17 protein-coding genes and 2 pseudogenes are annotated in these 18,538 nt (G+C 69.5%); 13 read left to right on the top strand and 6 right to left on the bottom strand.

The annotated features are described in order from the left end of the window. From C468_RS14715 to C468_RS14705, 3 genes are all read left to right on the top strand, one after another. A complete protein-coding gene (locus C468_RS14715) occupies nt 1-603 on the top strand; it encodes a CDP-alcohol phosphatidyltransferase family protein (RefSeq protein WP_008849693.1) in 603 nt (200 codons plus the stop codon). A 298-nt stretch (nt 604-901) separates the two neighbouring features. Then, nucleotides 902-1,246 (top strand): carboxymuconolactone decarboxylase family protein, encoded by a 345-nt coding sequence (locus tag C468_RS14710; RefSeq protein ID WP_008849692.1) that lies wholly within the window; start codon nt 902-904, stop codon nt 1,244-1,246. Between the two features lie 95 nt (nt 1,247-1,341). After that, complete coding sequence (locus C468_RS14705; RefSeq protein ID WP_008003406.1) at nt 1,342-1,578, top strand: hypothetical protein; 237 nt, start codon at nt 1,342-1,344, stop codon at nt 1,576-1,578. A 48-nt stretch (nt 1,579-1,626) separates the two neighbouring features. Here C468_RS14705 and C468_RS14700 read toward each other — a convergent pair whose 3' ends face one another. Together C468_RS14700 and C468_RS14695 are read right to left on the bottom strand one after the other, a co-directional pair. Further along, on the bottom strand, nt 1,627-2,811 hold the full coding sequence (locus C468_RS14700; protein WP_049912265.1) for an MFS transporter: 1,185 nt from the start codon (nt 2,809-2,811) through the stop codon (nt 1,627-1,629). Between the two features lie 69 nt (nt 2,812-2,880). After that, nucleotides 2,881-4,089 carry a M24 family metallopeptidase gene (locus C468_RS14695; protein ID WP_008849690.1) on the bottom strand — a complete coding sequence of 403 codons (1,209 nt, stop codon included), beginning with the start codon at nt 4,087-4,089 and terminating at the stop codon, nt 2,881-2,883. A 312-nt stretch (nt 4,090-4,401) separates the two neighbouring features. Between C468_RS14695 and C468_RS19030 the strand changes: the two are divergent. From C468_RS19030 to C468_RS19440, 3 genes and pseudogenes are all read left to right on the top strand, one after another. Then, a pseudogene (locus C468_RS19030) lies at nt 4,402-5,516 on the top strand (transcription initiation factor IIB). A gap of 88 nt (nt 5,517-5,604) precedes the next feature. Then, nucleotides 5,605-6,102 carry an NUDIX hydrolase gene (locus C468_RS14685; protein WP_008849687.1) on the top strand — a complete coding sequence of 166 codons (498 nt, stop codon included), beginning with the start codon at nt 5,605-5,607 and terminating at the stop codon, nt 6,100-6,102. A gap of 1,158 nt (nt 6,103-7,260) precedes the next feature. Further along, nucleotides 7,261-8,577: a DUF7527 domain-containing protein gene (locus C468_RS19440; RefSeq protein ID WP_008849686.1), complete on the top strand. Its 1,317-nt coding sequence runs from the start codon at nt 7,261-7,263 to the stop codon at nt 8,575-8,577. Nucleotides 8,578-8,833: 256 nt separating this feature from the next. Here the strand turns inward: C468_RS19440 and C468_RS14675 are convergent, their stop codons facing one another. Next, nucleotides 8,834-9,139 carry a hypothetical protein gene (locus tag C468_RS14675; protein WP_004045854.1) on the bottom strand — a complete coding sequence of 102 codons (306 nt, stop codon included), beginning with the start codon at nt 9,137-9,139 and terminating at the stop codon, nt 8,834-8,836. A 271-nt stretch (nt 9,140-9,410) separates the two neighbouring features. Between C468_RS14675 and C468_RS14670 the strand changes: the two are divergent. Both C468_RS14670 and C468_RS14665 read left to right on the top strand, forming a co-directional pair. Further along, nucleotides 9,411-10,815, top strand: a pseudogene (locus C468_RS14670) (adenylosuccinate synthase). Nucleotides 10,816-10,902: 87 nt separating this feature from the next. After that, nucleotides 10,903-11,718, top strand: a complete 816-nt coding sequence (locus C468_RS14665; protein WP_008849685.1) for a hypothetical protein — start codon at nt 10,903-10,905, stop codon at nt 11,716-11,718. A 46-nt stretch (nt 11,719-11,764) separates the two neighbouring features. On the opposite strand, the gene C468_RS14660 is transcribed toward C468_RS14665, so the two are convergent. Further along, entirely contained in the window at nt 11,765-12,628 is an 864-nt protein-coding gene (locus C468_RS14660; protein ID WP_008849684.1) for an aldo/keto reductase, read from the bottom strand. A gap of 135 nt (nt 12,629-12,763) precedes the next feature. On the opposite strand from C468_RS14660, the gene C468_RS14655 reads away from it, so the two are divergent. The 4 genes from C468_RS14655 (at nt 12,764) to C468_RS14640 (ending at nt 16,638) form a co-directional block, all read left to right on the top strand. Beyond that, entirely contained in the window at nt 12,764-13,252 is a 489-nt protein-coding gene (locus C468_RS14655) for an Lrp/AsnC family transcriptional regulator (protein ID WP_008849683.1), read from the top strand. After that, on the top strand, nt 13,249-14,388 hold the full coding sequence (locus C468_RS14650; protein ID WP_008849682.1) for a pyridoxal phosphate-dependent aminotransferase: 1,140 nt from the start codon (nt 13,249-13,251) through the stop codon (nt 14,386-14,388). Before C468_RS14655 ends, C468_RS14650 begins: the two co-directional genes overlap by 4 nt. A 113-nt stretch (nt 14,389-14,501) precedes the next feature. Continuing rightward, a complete protein-coding gene (locus tag C468_RS14645; protein WP_008849681.1) occupies nt 14,502-15,656 on the top strand; it encodes an acyl-CoA dehydrogenase family protein in 1,155 nt (384 codons plus the stop codon). 70 nt (nt 15,657-15,726) lie between these two features. Beyond that, nucleotides 15,727-16,638 (top strand): ATP-binding protein, encoded by a 912-nt coding sequence (locus tag C468_RS14640; protein WP_008849680.1) that lies wholly within the window; start codon nt 15,727-15,729, stop codon nt 16,636-16,638. A gap of 36 nt (nt 16,639-16,674) precedes the next feature. Here the strand turns inward: C468_RS14640 and msrB are convergent, their stop codons facing one another. Continuing rightward, nucleotides 16,675-17,094, bottom strand: coding sequence for a peptide-methionine (R)-S-oxide reductase MsrB (gene msrB, locus C468_RS14635; RefSeq protein ID WP_008849679.1), 420 nt, complete (start codon nt 17,092-17,094; stop codon nt 16,675-16,677). A gap of 95 nt (nt 17,095-17,189) precedes the next feature. Here msrB and C468_RS14630 point away from each other — a divergent pair, with 95 nt between their 5' ends. Further along, entirely contained in the window at nt 17,190-17,426 is a 237-nt protein-coding gene (locus C468_RS14630) for a CDGSH iron-sulfur domain-containing protein (protein WP_049912263.1), read from the top strand. An 83-nt stretch (nt 17,427-17,509) separates the two neighbouring features. Here the strand turns inward: C468_RS14630 and C468_RS14625 are convergent, their stop codons facing one another. Beyond that, the gene (locus C468_RS14625) at nt 17,510-18,526 is read right to left on the bottom strand and encodes a PfkB family carbohydrate kinase (protein ID WP_008849677.1); all 1,017 of its coding nucleotides are present in this window, start codon (nt 18,524-18,526) and stop codon (nt 17,510-17,512) included. Between the last annotated feature and the right edge of the window lie 12 nt (nt 18,527-18,538).

Here is an 18,538-nt window from a genome sequence, read left to right as displayed (position 1 = left end):
ATGACTCTCGACCAGTACCGGTCCGTCGCCGACCGCCTGCTCGGCCCCTGGGTCCGCGCCGCGGCGCGGCTCGGCCTCTCCCCCGACCAGGTGAGCGTCCTCGCGTTCGGCGTCGCGGTCGCCGCCGCCGGCGCGTTCGCGGTCGGCGAGCCCCTCTTTTACCTCGCCGGGGCGGTCGGCGTCCTGCTCAACGGCTGGCTCGACCTCGTCGACGGCGCGCTCGCGCGTCACCTCGAGGTCTCCTCCGACGGCGGCGACCTCCTCGATCACGTCCTGGACCGCTACGCCGACATCGCGGTGATCGCCGGCTTCACCGTCGGGATCGAGGCGTACGCGCTCGGCTTCGCCGCAGTGACCGGGGTCCTGATGACCTCGTACATGGGCACGCAGATCCAGGCGGTCGGCATCGGCCGCGAGTACGGGGGGCTGCTCGGCCGCGCCGACCGGCTCGCGCTGATGGGGATCGTCGGCGTCGCCGCCGCGGTGTACGCCGCGCCGATCGTCGCCGGCCTGAACGTCGTCGGGCTCCTCCTCGTGCTGTTCGCGGCCGTCGGCCACCTCACCGCGGTCCAGCGGTTCCTCGGCGCGTGGCGCGATTTATAAGCTTCCTCCCGGGGAGCGTTCGGTCACCGGTCTGAGAACGCTTGACTCCAGGATCACGGCGACCGGCTTCGTCGCCGTCGACGGGATCAGCGTGAACGACTGACACAGTGTTCACACGGCATGAGCACCGGACGAGCAGACCGGGTCGGCGCTTTGACCGTGCGTCGGGAATCCGCGAATCGAATCGCCCGAACCGGTGTGATGGGCCCCGCCCCGTCGTGTCACATAGATGACTCCCTTACCGCTCGGTGAGAACGCCCGCCGGCGTATAAATTGTCTCTGGACGACACGTAGACTGATGTCGTACGCCCAAGACCTCGCGGAACTCAACGAGACGTTAGGTGACCTGATCGAAGAGGCTCCGGAACTGGGATCATTCGCCGGGTTCGTGGAATCGGCCGAGGCGACCGGAGCGATCGACAACAAAACGAAGGAGCTGATGTCGCTCGCGATTGCGGTGACGATCCGGTGTGAGGACTGTATCCTCTGGCACACCGACGCGGCGCTCGATGCCGGGGCGACTCACGAGGAGGTCGTCGATGCACTAACAGTCGCCGTCGCGATGGGCGGTGGTCCCGCGATGACCTACGCGGTCGAAGCCTACCGCGTGCTCGACGCGTTCGAGGCGGAACGCGCCGAATAGCGGAACATCCGCCCGGACGCGTGTTCCCGGAACTCCGGCGCGCGCCGGTCACCGGCGAGGGAACGCTTAAAAGCGTCCGGCCGGAACGAGTGCGTATGCCCACCTTCGAGTTGAACCTGTCCGACGACGTGTACGCGGAGTTCCAGCAGCTCGCCGAACAGGAGTTCGTCTCCGAGGAGCAGGCCGCAGAGGACCTGATCGCCTCCGGAATCGAGGCGTACAACGTGAGCGTCGTCGACGACGACCCCCGCGACGAGATGCTGGACGGCGCCGAGAACAACATGTTCGACACGGCGCAGGACCCCGGGAGCCTCGAAGACGACCGCCTGTAGTCGAGTCCGTCTCGCGGACGCCCCCGTTTTGAATCGACGACCGACCCGCTAGTACCCGAGCCGCAGCAGTCGGTTCGCGAGCAACGTGGCGAGCGCCAGCCCCATCACGCCGGCGAGCAGCCCGAACGCGACCGTCCACCCGGCGGCGTCCGAGACCGCGCCGACGACGACGCTCCCCGAGGCGCCGACGACCATGTAGGCGGTCCGGACGAGCCCGAAGCCGGCGCCGCGCTCGGCGTCAGAGAGGAGGTCCATGAACCGCGACTGCACCGGAGCGCCCCACGACATCGCGAGGCCGACGAACCCGACGCCGGCGACGACGACCGGCCGCCCGAAGCCGAACTCCGCCGCCGCGACGAGCAGGCCGTAGCCGACGACACCGGCGGCCATCGTCGCCATCACGGTCTCGTCGCGGCCGATCCGGTCCGAGACGCCGCCCGTCACGGGCTGGGTCGCGCCGTGGACGAGGAAGTACAGCGAGAACAGCAGCGCCGAGAGCCCGCCCGACAGGCCCGTCCCGAACTCGAGGAACGTCGGGAGGAAGGAGGCCGTCGCCTGCCACGTGAACGCGCCCATCGTCGACAACAGGGTTGTGTAGAGGATGCTGGGGCGAGAGAGCAGCTCCGCGAGCGGGCCGAGGGCGAACCGCTCGCGCACGGGTTGGTCCGGGCGGAGCGGCTCGGTCGGGCGCACCCGCCACGCGAACAGGGCGAACACGGGGACCGCGACGGCGACGCCGAGGGCGATGCCGGCGCGCCAGCCGTGCCGCGCCCCGACGAGCGCGGCCAGCGGCGGGGCGGCGAGCCCCGCGACCGGGCCGCCGGCGACGTGGACGCCGATGGCGCGGCCGATGTCGTCGAACTGCCGCGTGAGGAACGTGGTCGCCACCGAGTAGTGGAGCCCGGCGCCGGCGCCGAGCACGACCGTGAAGGCGATGAACGCGAGGACCGACGGCGAGACGGCGATGAGCAGAGAGGCGACCGCGGTGGCGCCGACGGCCGTCAGGATGACGGCGCGCTCGCCGTACCGGTCGCCGAGCACGCCGGAGGGGAACTGTGCGAGCGCGTACGCCAGCCACATCCCCGACAGCCCGAGTCCGACCGTCGCGTTCGTGACGCCGAACTCGACGCGGATCTGCGGGATCAGCGGGCTGATCACCAGCCGCGCGACCATCGTCGCGGTGAACGCGAGGGTGCAGAGCGCGAGCGCGGTGTGTTTATACCGCCAGTTCACGCTCACCGTTCTCGACCCGGGTCAAAGCGGGTTCCGGTCGCGGCCAGCCGGACCGGGTGTCGGGCGCGGTCAGACCTCGAACTCGATCGGGTACGCCGTGAGGTTCTCGTAGCCGTCCTCGGTGACGACGGCGATGTCCTCGATCCGGACGCCGCCCACGTCGGGGTCGTAGAGGCCGGGCTCGACGGTGATGACGTGTCCGGGCTCCAGCTCCTCCCCGCCGCTCGCGAGCCGGGGGGACTCGTGGACGTCGAGGCCGACCCCGTGGCCGGTGGAGTGGATGAACCCGGTCTCCGTCTCGGGGTCGGTCCGGAACGTCGGCTCGCCGGCGTCCTCGTACACCTCGCAGGCCGCCGCGTGGACGTCCTCGCCGGTCGCGCCCGGTTCGACCGCGTCGAGCGCGGCGTCGAGCGCGCGCTCGGTGAGGTCGTACCACTCGCGGAGCGTCTCGCTCGGCTCGCCGACGCAGAACGTCCGGGTCATGTCGGCGTTGTACTTCGTCGCCTTCGACCGCGGGAAGATGTCGACGATGATCGCCTCGTTCGCGCGGAGCGGCCCCGAGCCGCGGTCGTGGGGGTCCGCGGCCTGCGCGCCGCCGGCGACGATCGTCTGGTCGAGCGCGCAGCCGTGCCGGAGGAGGGTCACCTCGATCTCTTCGGTCACCCGCTCGCTGGTGAGCGGTTCGCCCTCGTAGAGGAGGGTTCCGGGCTCGACCTCGCCGTCGTCGGCCGAGGCGTCCCCGCCCTCGACGGGGGCGTCCTCACCGGCCACGTCGGCCTCAGCGATCAGCTCCTCGGCGGCCCGCATCGCCGCCTCGTTGGCGCGCTGGGCGTCGCGGACCGCGTCGACCTCCTCGTCGGTCTTGACCGCGCGGACCTCGCGGATCCGGTCGTCGGTGTCGACGGCGACGTCGATCCCGCGCTCGCGGAGGGCGTCCGCGGTACCGACCGGACCGCGGGGCGGCATCGACACGGACTCGACGCCCTTCTCGCGGACGAACCGGGCGTACATGTCGTTGCGGGCCTCGCGGCCGCCGTACTCGTAGTCGTAGTCGGCGTGGCGCTCGACCGTGTCGGCGGCCGCCTCCTTCCGCGCGCGGCCGTACTCCAGCCCGCCGACGAGGACGTGGACCTCGCCGTCGGCGTACAGCGTGAGGAAGGGGTCGGGACCGGTGAAGCCGGAGAGGTACAGCTGGTTGGCGTCGTCCTGCGAGGCGTCGATCAGGTAGCCGTCCGTCGGGAGGTCGGCGAGCCGGTCGCCGAGGCGTTCGCGGTTCATACCGCACGTGGTCGACCGACCCCCAAATCGGTTGCCCTCGCGGAACGCCGCCCGGGGTCCGCGACGGCTTGCGCTCCGCGAAATAGATATATAGGTGTATGCCGCCGAACGGCGATCCGACTCCGCCTCTGTTAAGGCCGGCCAAAAAACCGGCAATATTCGTCGAATAGCGCCTCGTGAACTCCTCTCTCTGCGCTTCTCCGATCCGAAACTCGACCAAACATTTAAATATTTCAGACGATTACGTGATGGTGAGGAAACCAACCGAGAAACCGCTCTCGGTCCCCTCGTTCCCTCCACTTGAACTAACCAATGAGCGAAAACGTTCGAACGTACACGGCGGAGCACGTCGACGAGACCGAATCCGAGACCGAGTCGGCCGACGAGGAGCTGCGCTGCCCGGAGTGCGGGGGCCAGCTCGCGACCGACACCGAACACGGCGAGACCGTCTGCGTCGACTGCGGGCTCGTCGTCGAGGAGAACGAGATCGACCGCGGGCCGGAGTGGCGCGCGTTCGACTCGAAGGAGAAAGACCAGAAGAGCCGCGTGGGCGCCCCGACGACGAACATGATGCACGACAAGGGGCTCTCGACGAACATCGGCTGGCAGGACAAAGACGCCTACGGCAAGTCGCTGTCNGAACATGATGCACGACAAGGGGCTCTCGACGAACATCGGCTGGCAGGACAAAGACGCCTACGGCAAGTCGCTGTCGAGCCGCCAGCGCGAGAAGATGCAGCGGCTCCGCACCTGGAACGAGCGGTTCCGCACCCGCGACTCGAAGGAACGGAACCTGAAGCAGGCGCTCGGCGAGGTCGATCGAATGGCCTCGGCGCTCGGGCTCCCGGACAACGTCCGCGAGACCGCCTCGGTCATCTACCGCCGCGCGCTCGACGAGGACCTGCTCCCCGGCCGCTCCATCNGAGACCGCCTCGGTCATCTACCGCCGCGCGCTCGACGAGGACCTGCTCCCCGGCCGCTCCATCGAGGGCGTCTCGACGGCGTCGCTGTACGCCGCGGCCCGACAGGCTGGGACCCCGCGGAGCCTCGACGAGATCGCGGCCGTCTCCCGCGTTGAGAAAGACGAGATCGCCCGGACGTACCGCTACGTCGTCCGCGAGCTCAAGCTGGAGATCCAGCCCGCCGACCCCGAGAGCTACGTCCCCCGGTTCGCCTCCGACCTGGGCCTCTCCGACGAGGCCGAGCGCCGGGCGCGCTCCCTGCTCGACACCGCGAAGTCGCAGGGGATCCACTCGGGCAAGTCGCCGGTCGGCCTCGCGGCCGCCGCCGTCTACGCCGCCTCGCTGCTCGTCAACGAGAAGGTGACCCAGAGCGAGGTCAGCGACGTCGCGAACATCAGCGAGGTCACCATCCGGAACCGGTACCACGAGCTGTTAGAGGCCGAGGACGGCGTCGCGCTGAACTGACGCCGTTCCCGTTCTCGATCCCGATTCGGTCGCGTCGACGCCCGCCGTTTTTCCGAACGCCCAAGCCAATACGGACCGAGCCACGGGTATGGAGACCACTCGCCACTTCACGGCGACGACGTACGTCGTCAACGACGGCGCGACCGCGCTCCACGCCCACGAGCGGCTCGGGATCCGACTCCCGCCGGGCGGACACGTGGACCGCGACGAGCTGCCCCACGAGGCCGCCCTTCGGGAGGTCCGCGAGGAGACGGGGTTGGACGCCGAGCTCGTCGCGACCGAGTCGTCGATCGAGGGCCCGAACACGCGCGGGATCCCGGAGCCGGCCCACCTCATGCTTCACGACATCAACGTCCACGAGGACGGGTCGGTCGGCCACCAGCACATCGATCACCTCTACTACGCCCGGGTCGACTCCCGCGAGATCGCGCCGAACGGCGCGGACGAGGTCGACCCCGACGGCTGGCGCTGGTACACGCCGGCGGAGCTGGCCGCGAGCGACCTCCAGTCGGACGTGATCGACCTCGGCCGCGAGGCGATCGCCGCCGTCGGCGGAGAGCGTCGCGGCGATTCGGGGACGAACTGACGAGATTGAGGGACTGCGGGGCCGCGAGCGCCCTCGGAGGGCCCGTCCCCCGGCGTCAGACGGCCGTCTCACGCTCCGGAAGGTATTTGGGTCGTTGCAGGCGACGTAAACGCAAATGGACGCAGAGCGAAGAGCGGAGATAACCGGGTGGGACGCCCGGGAATTCTCGGACGGGTTCGAGGGCCTCGGGCGTCTCGTCGACCGGGGGTTCTCCGGCGCGGTGACGAACGGCACGGGGTGGCTGTTCGTGTTCGAGGGCCGCGTCGTCGGTACCGCCGACGCCGATCTCGACGCGTTCGCGGACGCCTCCGGGACGGTTTATAATGCCCCCGAGGGGGTCCTCCCGGTCCTGTTCGCCATGCAGGAGCAGGGCGGGGAGCCGCGGGCGCAGTACTACACGAACGACACGCCGCTCTCCGAGGCCGATCGGAAGCTCTCGCAGGGCGGGTTCACCGGCTACGTCGAGCTGTCGGAGAACGTGCTCTCGGGCGACTACTACGTGACCTACACCGCGGGCGAATCGATGGCCGCGGCGTACGTCGGGAACTCGCGCCGGCTCGAAACCGGCGACGACGCCTTCGATCTGGCCGACGACGAGGTCGGGATCTACACCGTGTACGAGGTCGACCTGGACGTGCAGGAAATCCCCGACCCCGGCGCGGCCGGCGACGCGACCGGCGTCGGCGGAGGGGCCGCCGGCGACGAGGAGACCGAAAGCGACGCCGCGGGACGCGAGGACGAGGCAGCCGGCGAGGAGGCCGCTCGCGATGAGGCCGACGGCGACGTGACCGCCGTCGACACCGCTCGCGACGAACCGGGCGAAGACGACACCGCCCGTGACGAACCGCGGCCTTCCGCTCGGGAGCGGGCGGACGAGTCGAGCGCGGCCGACACGCCGGACTCGGCCGATGAGGCTCCGGTCGAGAAAGCACCGACCGGAGGGCAGCGAACCGAACGGCCCGCGTCGCGCTCGGTGGACGACGGCGACGCGGCCGGCGACGACCCGCTGTCGGCCCGGTCGGGCGCCGATCGAGCCGACGGACGCGACGCGTCGGGAGCGGCCGACGCGGCCGAGATCGCCGACGCGGCCGAGACCGCCGACGCGGCCGACTCCGAGGGTGACCGCCCGGACGACGACGTGTTCTCGGAGGAGGAGCAGTGGCGCGAGCAGAAGTCGATCCCGGCGCTCGACCCATCGGAAGCGAGCGACCCGCCGGGCGGCCGGGGGCGCGGCGAGCGGGCGCCGGACGCGAGCGGACGCTCCTCGCGCGAGGCGACCGACCGGCAGCGCTCCGGAAGCCCCGGCCGAGGCGGAGACGCCGGCNACGCTCCTCGCGCGAGGCGACCGACCGGCAGCGCTCCGGAAGCCCCGGCCGAGGCGGAGACGCCGGCGCGGCCGACGGCGAGAACCGGTCTCCCGAGCCCAGATCGACCGAGCGCGACCGGTCGAACCGTGCGAACCGGTCGGCCGTCTCGCAGCGGGCCTCGAGCGCGAACGCGGGCAAGCGCGGCGGCGAACGGGTCGAACGGCTCCGGGCTCAGCTCGACGCCGCGGAGGAGAAACGTGCGTCGCTGGCGGCCGAACGCGACCGGATCGCGGCCGACCGCGACGAGATCGCCGACGAGCGGGACGAGTTCGCGTCCGAGGTCGACAGGCTGGAGTCCGAGCTGTCGGCGCTCCGCGAGGAGCGCGACCGGCTGGAGTCCCAGCTCGCCGCCGCCCGCGAGCGGCTCCCGGAGAGCGACCGAACCATCTCCCCGGCGGAGGCGCGGAGCGGGACGAACCTCTTCGTCAGGTACGAGTCCAAGGGCGGCGCGACGCTCGAGGACGCCCACGACGGGACGGTCGACCGCGAGGAGCTCCGCGAGAACCTCCGGATCGAACACCACACCAGCTTCGAGACGGACGGGCTCGCGGTCGACGGACGCCCCTTCGAGGAGTTCCTCGAGGGGACGATCGAGTACGGCTTCACCCGCTGGCTCGTCGAGGACCTCCCGTTCGAGGTGAGCGGCACCGGCAACCAGAGCGTGCTCCGCGACCTCTACGACGCCATCCCGGAGGTCGACCGCGCGGAGATCGGCGGCTCCGTGTCGATCGCGATCCGCGAAAACGGCGAGGAGACCCGCGAGCAGCGCTCGTTCGACCTCGTGTTGCGCGACCGGATGGGGAACCCGCTGTTCGTCGCCGACCTCAACGACAGCCGCGACCCGACCGCCGAGGGGACTCTGGAGTCGCTCGTCGGGAACGGCCGCGACATCGCGGAGTCGAGCGACGCCTTCGCGGCCGCGTTCGCGGTGACGGAGAGCTTCTTCGAGCCGGGCGCGTTGGAGACCGCGAGCGACGCGGTGGGCGGCGGGCTGTTCAGCCGGTCCAAGCGCGCGAGCTTCGTGAAGCTCTCGCGCAAGCGGGGGTACCACCTCTGCCTGGTCGAGGCCCGCGACGGCGGCTTCCACATGACCGTCCCGGACCTGTAGCGGGCCACGAGCCCTCGGGGCGCGCGTCCGATCGGGCGCGGAGACCGAGCAAGAGACCGATCGGGCGCGGAGACCGCGCCGGCGCAGGACCGAACCCCGACCGCGATCCGAACGCAGCTCAGCCGCGATTCGGAGTCAGTGTAACTGTAGTTTAAACACGGTTTAACTGCGGTTCGAACGCGATTCAAACGCACGCTAAACGCGTCTCGAACGCGTCACAAACGCGTCCCGTCGCCTCACGCGAAGTCGAAGCGGTTCAGTTCTCGAGTTCCGCGGCGTCGTCGATCCGCATGGAGCCGAGCTTATCGACCGTCTCGTCGAGCTTCTCGTCGAGCTCGTCGACGAACTCGTGGGTGCGTTCGGTCGTGATCGCGCCCTGACTGGACGGCTCGATGAGGTTCTCCTCCTCGAGCACGCGCAGCGAGTAGCGGACTTTGTGATGGGGGTACCCCGTCTCGTTCGACATCTTCACGATGCCGATCGGCTCGTTTTCGATGACCATTCGCAGGACCTGGAGGTGACGTTCCAGCATATCTACCTCCTTCTCTAATCGATCTATCATGGCACATGTTAACTTGTCATGCCCCGGTTTAAAAGTTGCTGTCGACGGCCGCCCGGAATCGCTCGACCCGACGCTTTGACGTGGCAGTAGTTAACGCATTCGATCGCGACGGCGCCCCGCCGAACGACCCGGTCCGGCCCCCGAGTGTGCAAGTATCAGCACGAATGACGATAACGACACCCACGCGTCACGCGTCTGATGCACGTTCGTGGTGTGTTCCCGGCCCCGGACCGTAATCTGTTTTACCCCCCGCCGGGAACCACCGGGTCGTATGACACTCACCATCGTCGGCTCCCAGCTGGGAGACGAGGGCAAGGGTGCGCTCGTCGACCGGTGGGGAGGGGACGCGGACGTCGTAGTCCGTTATCAGGGCGGCGACAACGCCGGCCACACCGTCGTCGAGGGCGGCGCGGAGTACAAGCTGTCGTTAGTGCCGAGCGGCGCTGTCCGAGGGACGACCGGTATCCTCGGCAACGGCTGCGTCGTCAACCCGAAGACGCTGTTCACCGAGATCGACGACCTGCGCGAGCGCGGGCTCGACCCCGACGTGCGAGTCGCCCGCCGAGCGCACGTCATCCTCCCGTACCACCGCGTGCTCGACGGGATCGAAGAGGAGGTCAAGGCGGACGACGACGCCGGCGAGGAGGTCGGCACGACCGGCCGCGGGATCGGCCCGACGTACGAGGACAAGGCCGGCCGCCGCGGGATCCGCGTCGCCGACCTGCTCGACCCCGACGTGCTCCGCGAGAAGCTCGAGTACGCCGTCCCGCAGAAGCGCGCGCTCGTCGAGGACGTGTACGGACTCGACCTCGACGACGCCGAGCCGCAGCGCGCCGAGGCGTTCGACGTGGACGCGCTCCACGAGGAGTTCGCCGCGATCGGCGAGCGCCTCGCGGACGAGGGGATGACCGTCAACTGCTCCGACTACCTCCACCGCCGCCACGAGGCGGGCGACGAGATCCTCTTCGAGGGGGCGCAGGGCACCCACATCGACGTCGACCACGGGAACTACCCGTTCGTCACCTCCTCGAACCCGACCGCCGGCGCCGCGTCAGTCGGCTCCGGGCTCGGCATCACGACGGTCGGAGACGGCGAGGTCGTCGGCATCGTGAAGGNCGTACCTCTCGCGGGTCGGCGAGGGGCCGCTCCCGACCGAGCTCGACGGCGACGCCGACGAGGAGGCGCTCGCCGACGAGATCCGCGAGAAGGGCGGCGAGTTCGGGACGGTCACCGGGCGCCCGCGCCGGATCGGCTGGCTCGACCTTCCGATGCTCCGGCACGCCGCGCGCGTCTCCGGCTTCACGGGCGTCGCGGTCAACCACGTCGACGTGCTCGCCGGCCTCGACGAGCTGAAGGTGTGTACGGGGTACGAGCTTGACAGCGAGGCGCAAGGCGCCTCTGGCAGCCGGACGCAGTCCGGCGACGGGGAAGAGCTCGACACGGTGCCGACCACCACCGACCGGTGGGAGCGGTGCGAGCCCGTCTACGAGACGCTCGACACGTGGGAGCCGTTCGACTCGGCCGCGGTCGCCGAGACGGGCTACGACGCGCTCCCCGAGGCGGCCCGCGAGTACCTCGAGTTCGTCGCCGACGAGATCGACACCCCGGTCTACGCGGTCGGCGTCGGCCCCGACCGCGAGGAGACGGTGACGCTGACGGACCCGTTCGACGAGTAGACCCGCGAGACGGGCCCGACGACCGCAGCGTGCCCACGTGTACCGCGGCCGGATGACGTTTTTGACGGTCGAACGTGAACCGCCGATATGGCCCAGCCCTCCGGCAGCCCGCGAGACGACGCGCCGTCCCCGCCGGAACCGATCTTCGAACGCACCTTCGCGCACGTTTCTCGGTTGCTTCCGCTCGCTCTGGTCCCGCTCGCGACGGCCCTATTGAACGTCAGCGACCTGCTGGCGACGGCGCGGATGGACGGGTTCTCCGTCCGAGCGTCATTTCCCGTCTATCGGTACGATCTCTGGAGCTTCGTCGAGTCCCCTGACCACGGCGGCCTCTCCGTGTCGGTCCCGTTCGGAACGCTGGAGTCGCTCCCGGTGCTCGTTCCCCTTCTCGGGGCGTACGTCGTCGTCTCCGGCGTGCTGAGTGCGGGGTACTTCGGAAGCATCGCGGACGGGCTCACTACCGGTCGGTTCGATTTCGTCGCTGGTGTCCGCCGATTCGCGGTTCGGATGGTCGTACTGGAGGCGCTCGTCGTCGTCGCGCTGGCGGCGGTCTTCCTCCCGCTGGTCGTGGTTCCGCCGCTGTTCGTGGTCGCGGTTCTCGCGGTGTTGGCACTCTCTTACCTGTTCTTCCCGACGGTGTACGTCCTCGTGTTGGAGGATCGCGGCATCGAGTCCGCGGCCCGCCGGGCACGCGAACTCGTCCGGCGCCAGCAACCGATCGGGTTCTTTCTTTTCGTCGCGGTCGTCACGGCGATCTGTTCCGTCCCCGTGAGCCTCCTGGCTCACGCCGGGGCGGTCGGCGCCGTCCTCGCAGCAATCGTCGCCGCGCCGCTCGGACTCGCGTTCAACGTCGCGACCGCCCTGAAGGTCGCCGAGATGGCCGGCGTCGAGACGATCGAGTGACGCTCGCCGCGTCGCGGGTTCGGACGCGACCCGAGGCGTTCCGCGGTTACTGCGGGTCGATGTCGTTCAGCGCGGCCATGTCATCAGCCGTCAGCGACAGCTCCGCGGCTGCGAGGTTCGATTCGAGGTGATCGACGCTCGACGTGCCCGGAATCGGGAGCGTCACGTCCGAGTGACCGAGGAGCCACGCGAGCGCGACCTGTCGGGTCGTCGCGTCGTGGCGCACGGCGACCTCGTCGAGCGCGGCGGCGGACTCCTCCTCGTCGACGGCGTACATCGGCCCCCACGGGATGAACCCCACGTCCGTTTCCTCGCAGGCCCGCAGTACGTCCTCGTCGTCGCGGTGGCCGACGTTGTACTGGTTCTGGACCGTGGCGACGTCGACGATCTCCATCGCGGTCTCCAGCTGCTCGACGCTGACGTTCGAGAGGCCGACGTGGGCGATCTGGCCGGCGTCTTTCATTTCCGCGAACGCGTGAACGGCCTCCTCGAAGTCGGTGTCGGGGTCCGGGCGATGGTACTGGTACAAATCGATCCTGTCGGTGTCGAGCCGATCGAGGCTACACAGCACCTGATTCCTCAGGAAGTCGGGGTCGCCGTGGTGAAGCCACTCGCCCTCGCGGTTGCGGAGCAGTCCGGCCTTCGAGGCGACGACCACGGCGTCGGGATCGCCGAGGGCTTCGCCGATCAGTCGCTCCGAGACGCCCGGTCCGTAGGAGTCGGCCGTATCGACGAAGTCGACGCCGAGGTCGACCGCGCGCTTGAGGACCGCCTTCGCGTCGTCCTCGTCGTCGGGTCGGCCGACGATGTCTTCGCCCGTGATCCGCATCGCGCCGAAGCCGAGGCGGTTGACGGTCAAGTCGCCGCCGATGTCGAACGTCTCGCTCCGGCTAGTGGTGTCTGAAGCCATGGGCGAGCGATCGCGGGCCACGCTGAAAGCCGTGGGGATGGCGGAAGCCCGCGCCGCCCGCCGCGCGTCCCCGAACCGGGTCGCCCGTCTTGCGCCCGTCGCTACTCATAAACCGCCCCCGCGTGATCGTAGGGTATGGACGCCGAGCGCGAGGTACTCGACGTGTTGGCGCGGAACGCCCGCGAGGACATCGACGACATCGCGGCCCAGACGGGCCTCGACGCGGAAGCGGTAGCGGACGCGATCGACGCGCTGGAGGCGGACAACGTGGTTCACGGCTACCAGGCGGTCGTCGACTGGGACCGCGTCGACGAGGGGAAGATCCGGGCGCTCGTGGAGATCAACGTCGAACTCGACCGGGAGACCGGCTACGAGCAGGTGGCCGACCGGATCGCGAAGTTCCCGGCCGTCGACGCCCTCCACCTCGTCTCCGGCGACTACGACTTCGCCGTCGAGGTGCTCGGCGAGACGATGCAGGACGTCTCGCGGTTCATCTCCGAGCAGGTCGCGCCCATGCCGGAGGTCACCCAGACGGTGACCCACTACATCATGGAGACCTACAAGGACGGCGGGATCCGGTTCGAAGACGGCGACGACGACGACCGTCTCTCCGTGTCTCCATGAGGCTGTCCGACCGCGCGCGCGACCTCCCGGAGTCGGGGATCCGGAAGTTCTTCGAGCTCGCGGAGGCGCGCGACGACGTGATCTCGCTGGGGGTCGGCGAGCCCGACTTCTCCGCCCCGTGGGCGGCCCGGACGGCCGCGATCGACTCGCTCGAACGCGGGAAGACGTCGTACACGTCGAACCGCGGGATGGCGGCGCTCCGCGAGCGCGTCGCGGCCCACCACGAGCGGTACGACCAGTCGTACGACCCGGCCGAGGAGGTCCTCGTCACGACCGGCGCGAGCGAGGCGGTCGACCTCGCGTTCCGCGCCTTGGTCGACCCGGGCGACACGGTCGCCGTCCACGAGCCGACGTACATCTCCTACGGGCCGGGGATCGAACTCGCCGGCGGCGAGCAGCTGACGGTCCCCACGCGGGCCGAGGACGACTTCGCGCTCACGCGGGGATCGCTGGAGGCGGCGGGCGCCGCCGAGGCCGACCTGCTCGTCCTCTGTTACCCGAACAACCCGACCGGCGCGACGATGACCGAGGAAGAGCACGCCGCGGTCGCGGCGTTCTGCCGCGACAACGACCTCCGCGTGATCGCCGACGAGATCTACGCCGCGCTCACCTACGGCGACGACCACGCCTCGATCGCCACGCAGCCGGGAATGCGCGAGCGCACCGTCGTCGTCAACGGGTTCTCGAAGGCGTACGCGATGACCGGCCTCCGGCTCGGGTACGCTCTGGGACCGATCGAGGCGATCGACGCGATGAACCGGATCCACCAGTACACGATGCTGTCGGCGCCGACGACGCCCCAGTACGCCGCGATCGAGGCGCTCGACCGGTGCGACGACGAGGTGACCGAGATGGTCGACGAGTACAACCGCCGGCGGCGGCTGGTCGTCTCCCGGTTCAACGAGATGGGGCTCGACACGTTCGAGCCGGGCGGCGCGTTCTACGCGTTCCCCGACTGCGGCGGCGACGACGAATTTTTCGCCGAAGAGCTGCTGGAGGCGCAGGGCGTCGCGGTCGTCCCCGGCTCCGTCTTCGGCGAGGGCGGCGAGGGCCACCTCCGGGTGTCGTACGCGACCTCGATGCGCGATCTGAAGGAGGCCACCGACCGGATCGCGACGTTCGTCGAGAACCGCTGAGGCGGGCCTCGCGGCCGACGACCGTCGCCGGTTTCGATCCGTAAACGAACAACTCTCCGCCAATTGTTCTCTGTTCGCCAACGATTATCACGTATTATCCTGATGGTTCGCGTATGGAGTTCCAGCTAACGGACGAGCAGAAGCAGCTACGCGACGAGGTACGGAAGTTCGCCGACGAGGAGATCCGACCGGTCGCGACCGAGTACGACGTCGAGGAGGAGTACCCCTACGAGGTCATGGACAAGGCCGCCGACATGGGGCTGCTCGCGCCGCACGTCCCGGTCGAGTACGGCGGCGTCGGCTACACCTCGCTGGAGAACGCGATCCTCACAGAGGAGCTGTTCGCCGCCGACCCCGGCATCGGCCTCTGCGTCTCCAGCGCCGGCTTCGGCGCGGAGGCGCTGATGGAGTTCGGCACCGAAGACCAGAAGGAGCGCGTCCTGCCGGAGGTGACCGCGGGCGACGCGGTGATGGGTTCGGCTATCTCGGAGCCGCAGGCGGGGTCGGACGTGACCTCGGTCGCGACGCGCGCCGAGAAGGACGGCGACGAGTGGGTGATCAACGGCTCGAAGATGTGGATCACGAACGGCACCGTCGCAGACTACTTCGTCGTCGTCTGCGAGACGGACCCCGAGATCGACGACCGCTACTCCGGCTACTCGCAGATCCTCGTCGAGGGCGACCGCGACGGGCTTACCCGCGACAAGATCACCGGGAAGCTCGGGATCCGCGCGAGCGACACCGCCGAGCTGCGGTTCGACGACGTCAGGGTGCCCGAGGAGAATCTCATCGGCCAGCGCGGGATGGGCTTTCTCCAGCTCATGCAGTTCTTCGACGAGACGCGCACCGCCGTCGCCGCGCAGGGCGTCGGGATCGCCCGCGGCGCGGCCGAGCGCGCGCTTGAGTACGCCGAGGAGCGCGAGCAGTTCGGGCGCTCCATCTCCGACTTCCAGGCGATCAAACACAAGCTCGCCGAGATGCACACCAACACCGAGGCCGCCCGCTGGCTCACCTACCGCTCCGCGTGGGCGGTCGACAACGAGGCCGGCGATCTCACCGCGCTCGCGTCGATGGCCAAGGAGTTCGCGTCGCGGATCGCCGTCGACGTCGCCGACGAGGCGGTCCAAGTCCACGGCGGGGCCGGCTTCGTCAACGACCACGACGTCGAACGGCTCTACCGCGACGCGAAGATCACCCAGATCTACGAGGGGACCACCGAGATCCAGAAGAACATCATCGCCCGCGAACTGCTGGACGAGGGGATCTGAGCGGCGAACACCCGGACCGCGTCGGCCCCCGATCGGTATTTAAAAACCTCCGGCAGACGTACGAGTTCTCATGGGCGAAGAGGCGAACGCGCCAGGGGGAGACGAGGCGAACGCGCCGGGGGGAGACGAGGCGAACGCGCCGGGGGGAGACGAAGCGGGGTCGGGAGCGAGGTGTACCGGGTCGGGAGCGAGGGGTACCGGGTCGGGGGCGAGTGACGCGCCCGAGTCGGGCACGAGAGGCGGCCCGGGCGCCGTGCGTTCGGACGGCGAGGCCGGCGAACTGACCGACGACGCGGACCCCGAGGAGCGCCTCAAGCGCCAGCGCGACGACCTCCGACTGCTGAACCAGGTGATGCGCCACGACATCCGCAACGACCTCCAGCTCGTCGGCGCGTACGCCGAACTGCTCGACGACCACGTCGACGAGGAGGGTAGAGAGTACTTGGACGTGATCAAGCGGAACACCCAGAGCGCCGTCTCCCTCACCACGACGGTCCGCGACCTCGCGGAGGTGATGCTCCGCGAGGAGACCGAGCCGAGTCGCGTCTCGCTCGAACGGGTCCTCTCACAGCAGGTCGAGGAGGTCCGATCGGCCTACTCGGAGGCCGTCTTCACCGTGGACGGGTCGTTCCCCGGCGCGGACGTCGTCGCCGACGAGATGCTGAGCTCTGTCTTCCGGAACCTCCTCCGGAACGCGGTCCAGCACAACGACGAGACGCCGCCGAAGGTGACGGTCTCGGCCCGGGTCGACGAGGCCCGCGGCGTCGCCGAGGTGCGTGTCGCCGACAACGGCCCGGGGATCCCCGAGAGCCACCGCGACGAGGTCTTCGGGAAGGGCGAGAAGGGACTCGACAGCCCGGGCGCCGGGATCGGGCTGTACCTGGTCCGGTCGCTCGTGGAGATCTACGGCGGGGACGTGTGGATCGAGGACAACGAGCCGAAGGGCACGGTGTTCGTCGTCCAACTGCCGCTGGCGGCGTAGCGGGCGGTCGCGCCGACTCGGCCCGCTGAGACCGAGCTACTCCTCGTCGTACTCCATCGCGACCGAGTTGATGCAGAACCGCTTGCCGGTGGGCTCGGGGCCGTCGTCGAACACGTGCCCTAGATGCGAGTCGCAGTTCGCGCACCGGACCTCGGTGCGGCGCATCCCGTGGCTCGTGTCGACCGTCGTCGTCACCGACTCCTCCTCGGCGGCGTAGAAGGCGGGCCAGCCGCAGCCGGACTCGTACTTCGTCTCGGCGTCGAAGAGGACGGTCCCGCAGGCCCGACAGCGGTACTCCCCGTCGTCGGGGTGGTGGTCGACGTACTCGCCGGAGAACTTCGCCTCCGTGCCGCTCTCGCGGAGCACGCGGTACTCCTCCTCGGAGAGCCGCTCGCGCCACTCCGCGTCGGTCAGCTCTCGCGGGTCGATCTCGTCTCGCTCGTCGGTCTCGCTCATACCACGGGTACGGGACCCACGCCCAAGGCGGTTCCGGCGGTCGTCCCGCCCCGACCGGCCCCAAACCGTATGGGTGCGGCCACGGATCGATGGACATGACACGAGAGGTCACTCACGAGGAGCGCGGGCCGGCGATACTCGACGAATCCGACACCGGCGACGACGGCAAGATATACGTCTGCCAGTGCGGGCTCTCGGACTCGAAGCCGCTCTGTGACGGCTCGCATAACGCGACCGCCGACGAGGCGGACGGCGTCGTCTATAAGTACGCGAACGACGACGCCGACGGCGAGCGGCGCGAGGTCGGGAAGGTCGAGGACGACGACCAGTAAGCGGCCGTGAAACGGTCGGGTATAAGCGGGAGCGACGGTCGGGTGGTAGCGGGAGCGACGGTCGGGTGGTAGGAGATGTCCGGTCAGGACTCGAGGGGGGACCGTTCTTCGAGGAACGCGGCGATGTCGGTCGCATCGCCGGTGCTGCCGGATTCGACGTAGTAGACCGCACAGGCGTTTCCGCACGCCAACGCGACGTCCCACTCCCACCCGCACGCCAGCGCGTGGCCGAGTCCGCCGGAGAACCGATCGCCGCCACCGGTGTGTCGCGCCGGGCGCTCGACGCGATAGTTGCTGACCCGCAGCCGCTCGTCGCCCGTGACGACGGCGGCCTCGTCTCTCGCGTGCATCACCGCGGCCGTGATACCCGTCTCCTCCCGGATCGCGGCGAGTCGGGCGAGGTCGCCGTCGAACGGTCCGGACAGGGGGGCGGCCGTCGTCCGAACTTCCCCCCGGTTGGCGGAGTACACCACGTCGAACGTTTCTTGCAGCGCGGTGACCGCGTCGAGTAACGCACCGATCTCCTCGGGCGGGTGTCCGACGATATCGCCCGGGTCGAAAACGAAGGGAGCTCGCGGCGCGTCTGCGTCGCTCAGCTGGTGAAACGCGCTCTCGAGCCCTCCCACCGAGCCCCAGTTACTGCAGCAGATGGCGTCGCCCCCGAATGCCTCCGAGAGGTCACCGACTCTCCGTAACTCCGCGAGGGTCCACTCCGCGACCTCGGACGTCTCGACGAACATCACGTCCCGATCGCCGAAGCCGAACACGTACACGATCGCGGGGTCCCCCATGGACACGGTGTCGAAGGGCAACGATTCGAACACCGGCGCGTCGAGATGTCCGTAACAGGTGACCGATCCGCCGAGCGCGTGCAGCTGTTTCGCCGTGTTGACCGCTTGGCCGCCGGGCTCAGTCGTCTCGACGGCGAACGAGAACGACGACCGGTCTCCCAGAATCTCTCGGCCGAACGCGTCACGGGTCTCGAGCGACCCCGCGGCGTCTTCGACGGTACAGAAGTGGTCGATGCTCCCGTCGGGGAGCGTCGTCACCGTCGGGGACCCCGACTCACCGAGACGTCGCTGCAGCCGATCGTAGGGCATGCTACACTCCCG

This window comes from Halorubrum kocurii JCM 14978 (genome assembly GCF_000337355.1).
In the GTDB taxonomy this organism is placed as follows: domain Archaea; phylum Halobacteriota; class Halobacteria; order Halobacteriales; family Haloferacaceae; genus Halorubrum; species Halorubrum kocurii.
Note: the sequence above shows the minus strand (reverse complement) of the source record. Positions and strands in the feature narration are given on the sequence as shown.

Bases quoted from the DNA above. Each gene is read 5' to 3' on its own strand.
- C468_RS14630 (WP_049912263.1), top strand. From the start codon at position 17,190: ATGACACGAGAGGTCACTCACGAGGAGCGCGGGCCGGCGATACTCGAC.
- C468_RS14655 (WP_008849683.1), top strand. From the start codon at position 12,764: ATGGACGCCGAGCGCGAGGTACTCGACGTGTTGGCGCGGAACGCCCGC.
- C468_RS14650 (WP_008849682.1), top strand. From the start codon at position 13,249: ATGAGGCTGTCCGACCGCGCGCGCGACCTCCCGGAGTCGGGGATCCGG.
- C468_RS14705 (WP_008003406.1), top strand. From the start codon at position 1,342: ATGCCCACCTTCGAGTTGAACCTGTCCGACGACGTGTACGCGGAGTTC.
- C468_RS14660 (WP_008849684.1), bottom strand. From the start codon at position 12,628: ATGGCTTCAGACACCACTAGCCGGAGCGAGACGTTCGACATCGGCGGC.
- msrB (WP_008849679.1), bottom strand. From the start codon at position 17,094: ATGAGCGAGACCGACGAGCGAGACGAGATCGACCCGCGAGAGCTGACC.
- C468_RS14645 (WP_008849681.1), top strand. From the start codon at position 14,502: ATGGAGTTCCAGCTAACGGACGAGCAGAAGCAGCTACGCGACGAGGTA.
- C468_RS14665 (WP_008849685.1), top strand. From the start codon at position 10,903: ATGGCCCAGCCCTCCGGCAGCCCGCGAGACGACGCGCCGTCCCCGCCG.
- C468_RS14715 (WP_008849693.1), top strand. From the start codon at position 1: ATGACTCTCGACCAGTACCGGTCCGTCGCCGACCGCCTGCTCGGCCCC.
- C468_RS14685 (WP_008849687.1), top strand. From the start codon at position 5,605: ATGGAGACCACTCGCCACTTCACGGCGACGACGTACGTCGTCAACGAC.
- C468_RS14695 (WP_008849690.1), bottom strand. From the start codon at position 4,089: ATGAACCGCGAACGCCTCGGCGACCGGCTCGCCGACCTCCCGACGGAC.
- C468_RS14640 (WP_008849680.1), top strand. From the start codon at position 15,727: ATGGGCGAAGAGGCGAACGCGCCAGGGGGAGACGAGGCGAACGCGCCG.
- C468_RS14710 (WP_008849692.1), top strand. From the start codon at position 902: ATGTCGTACGCCCAAGACCTCGCGGAACTCAACGAGACGTTAGGTGAC.
- C468_RS14625 (WP_008849677.1), bottom strand. From the start codon at position 18,526: ATGCCCTACGATCGGCTGCAGCGACGTCTCGGTGAGTCGGGGTCCCCG.
- C468_RS14675 (WP_004045854.1), bottom strand. From the start codon at position 9,139: ATGATAGATCGATTAGAGAAGGAGGTAGATATGCTGGAACGTCACCTC.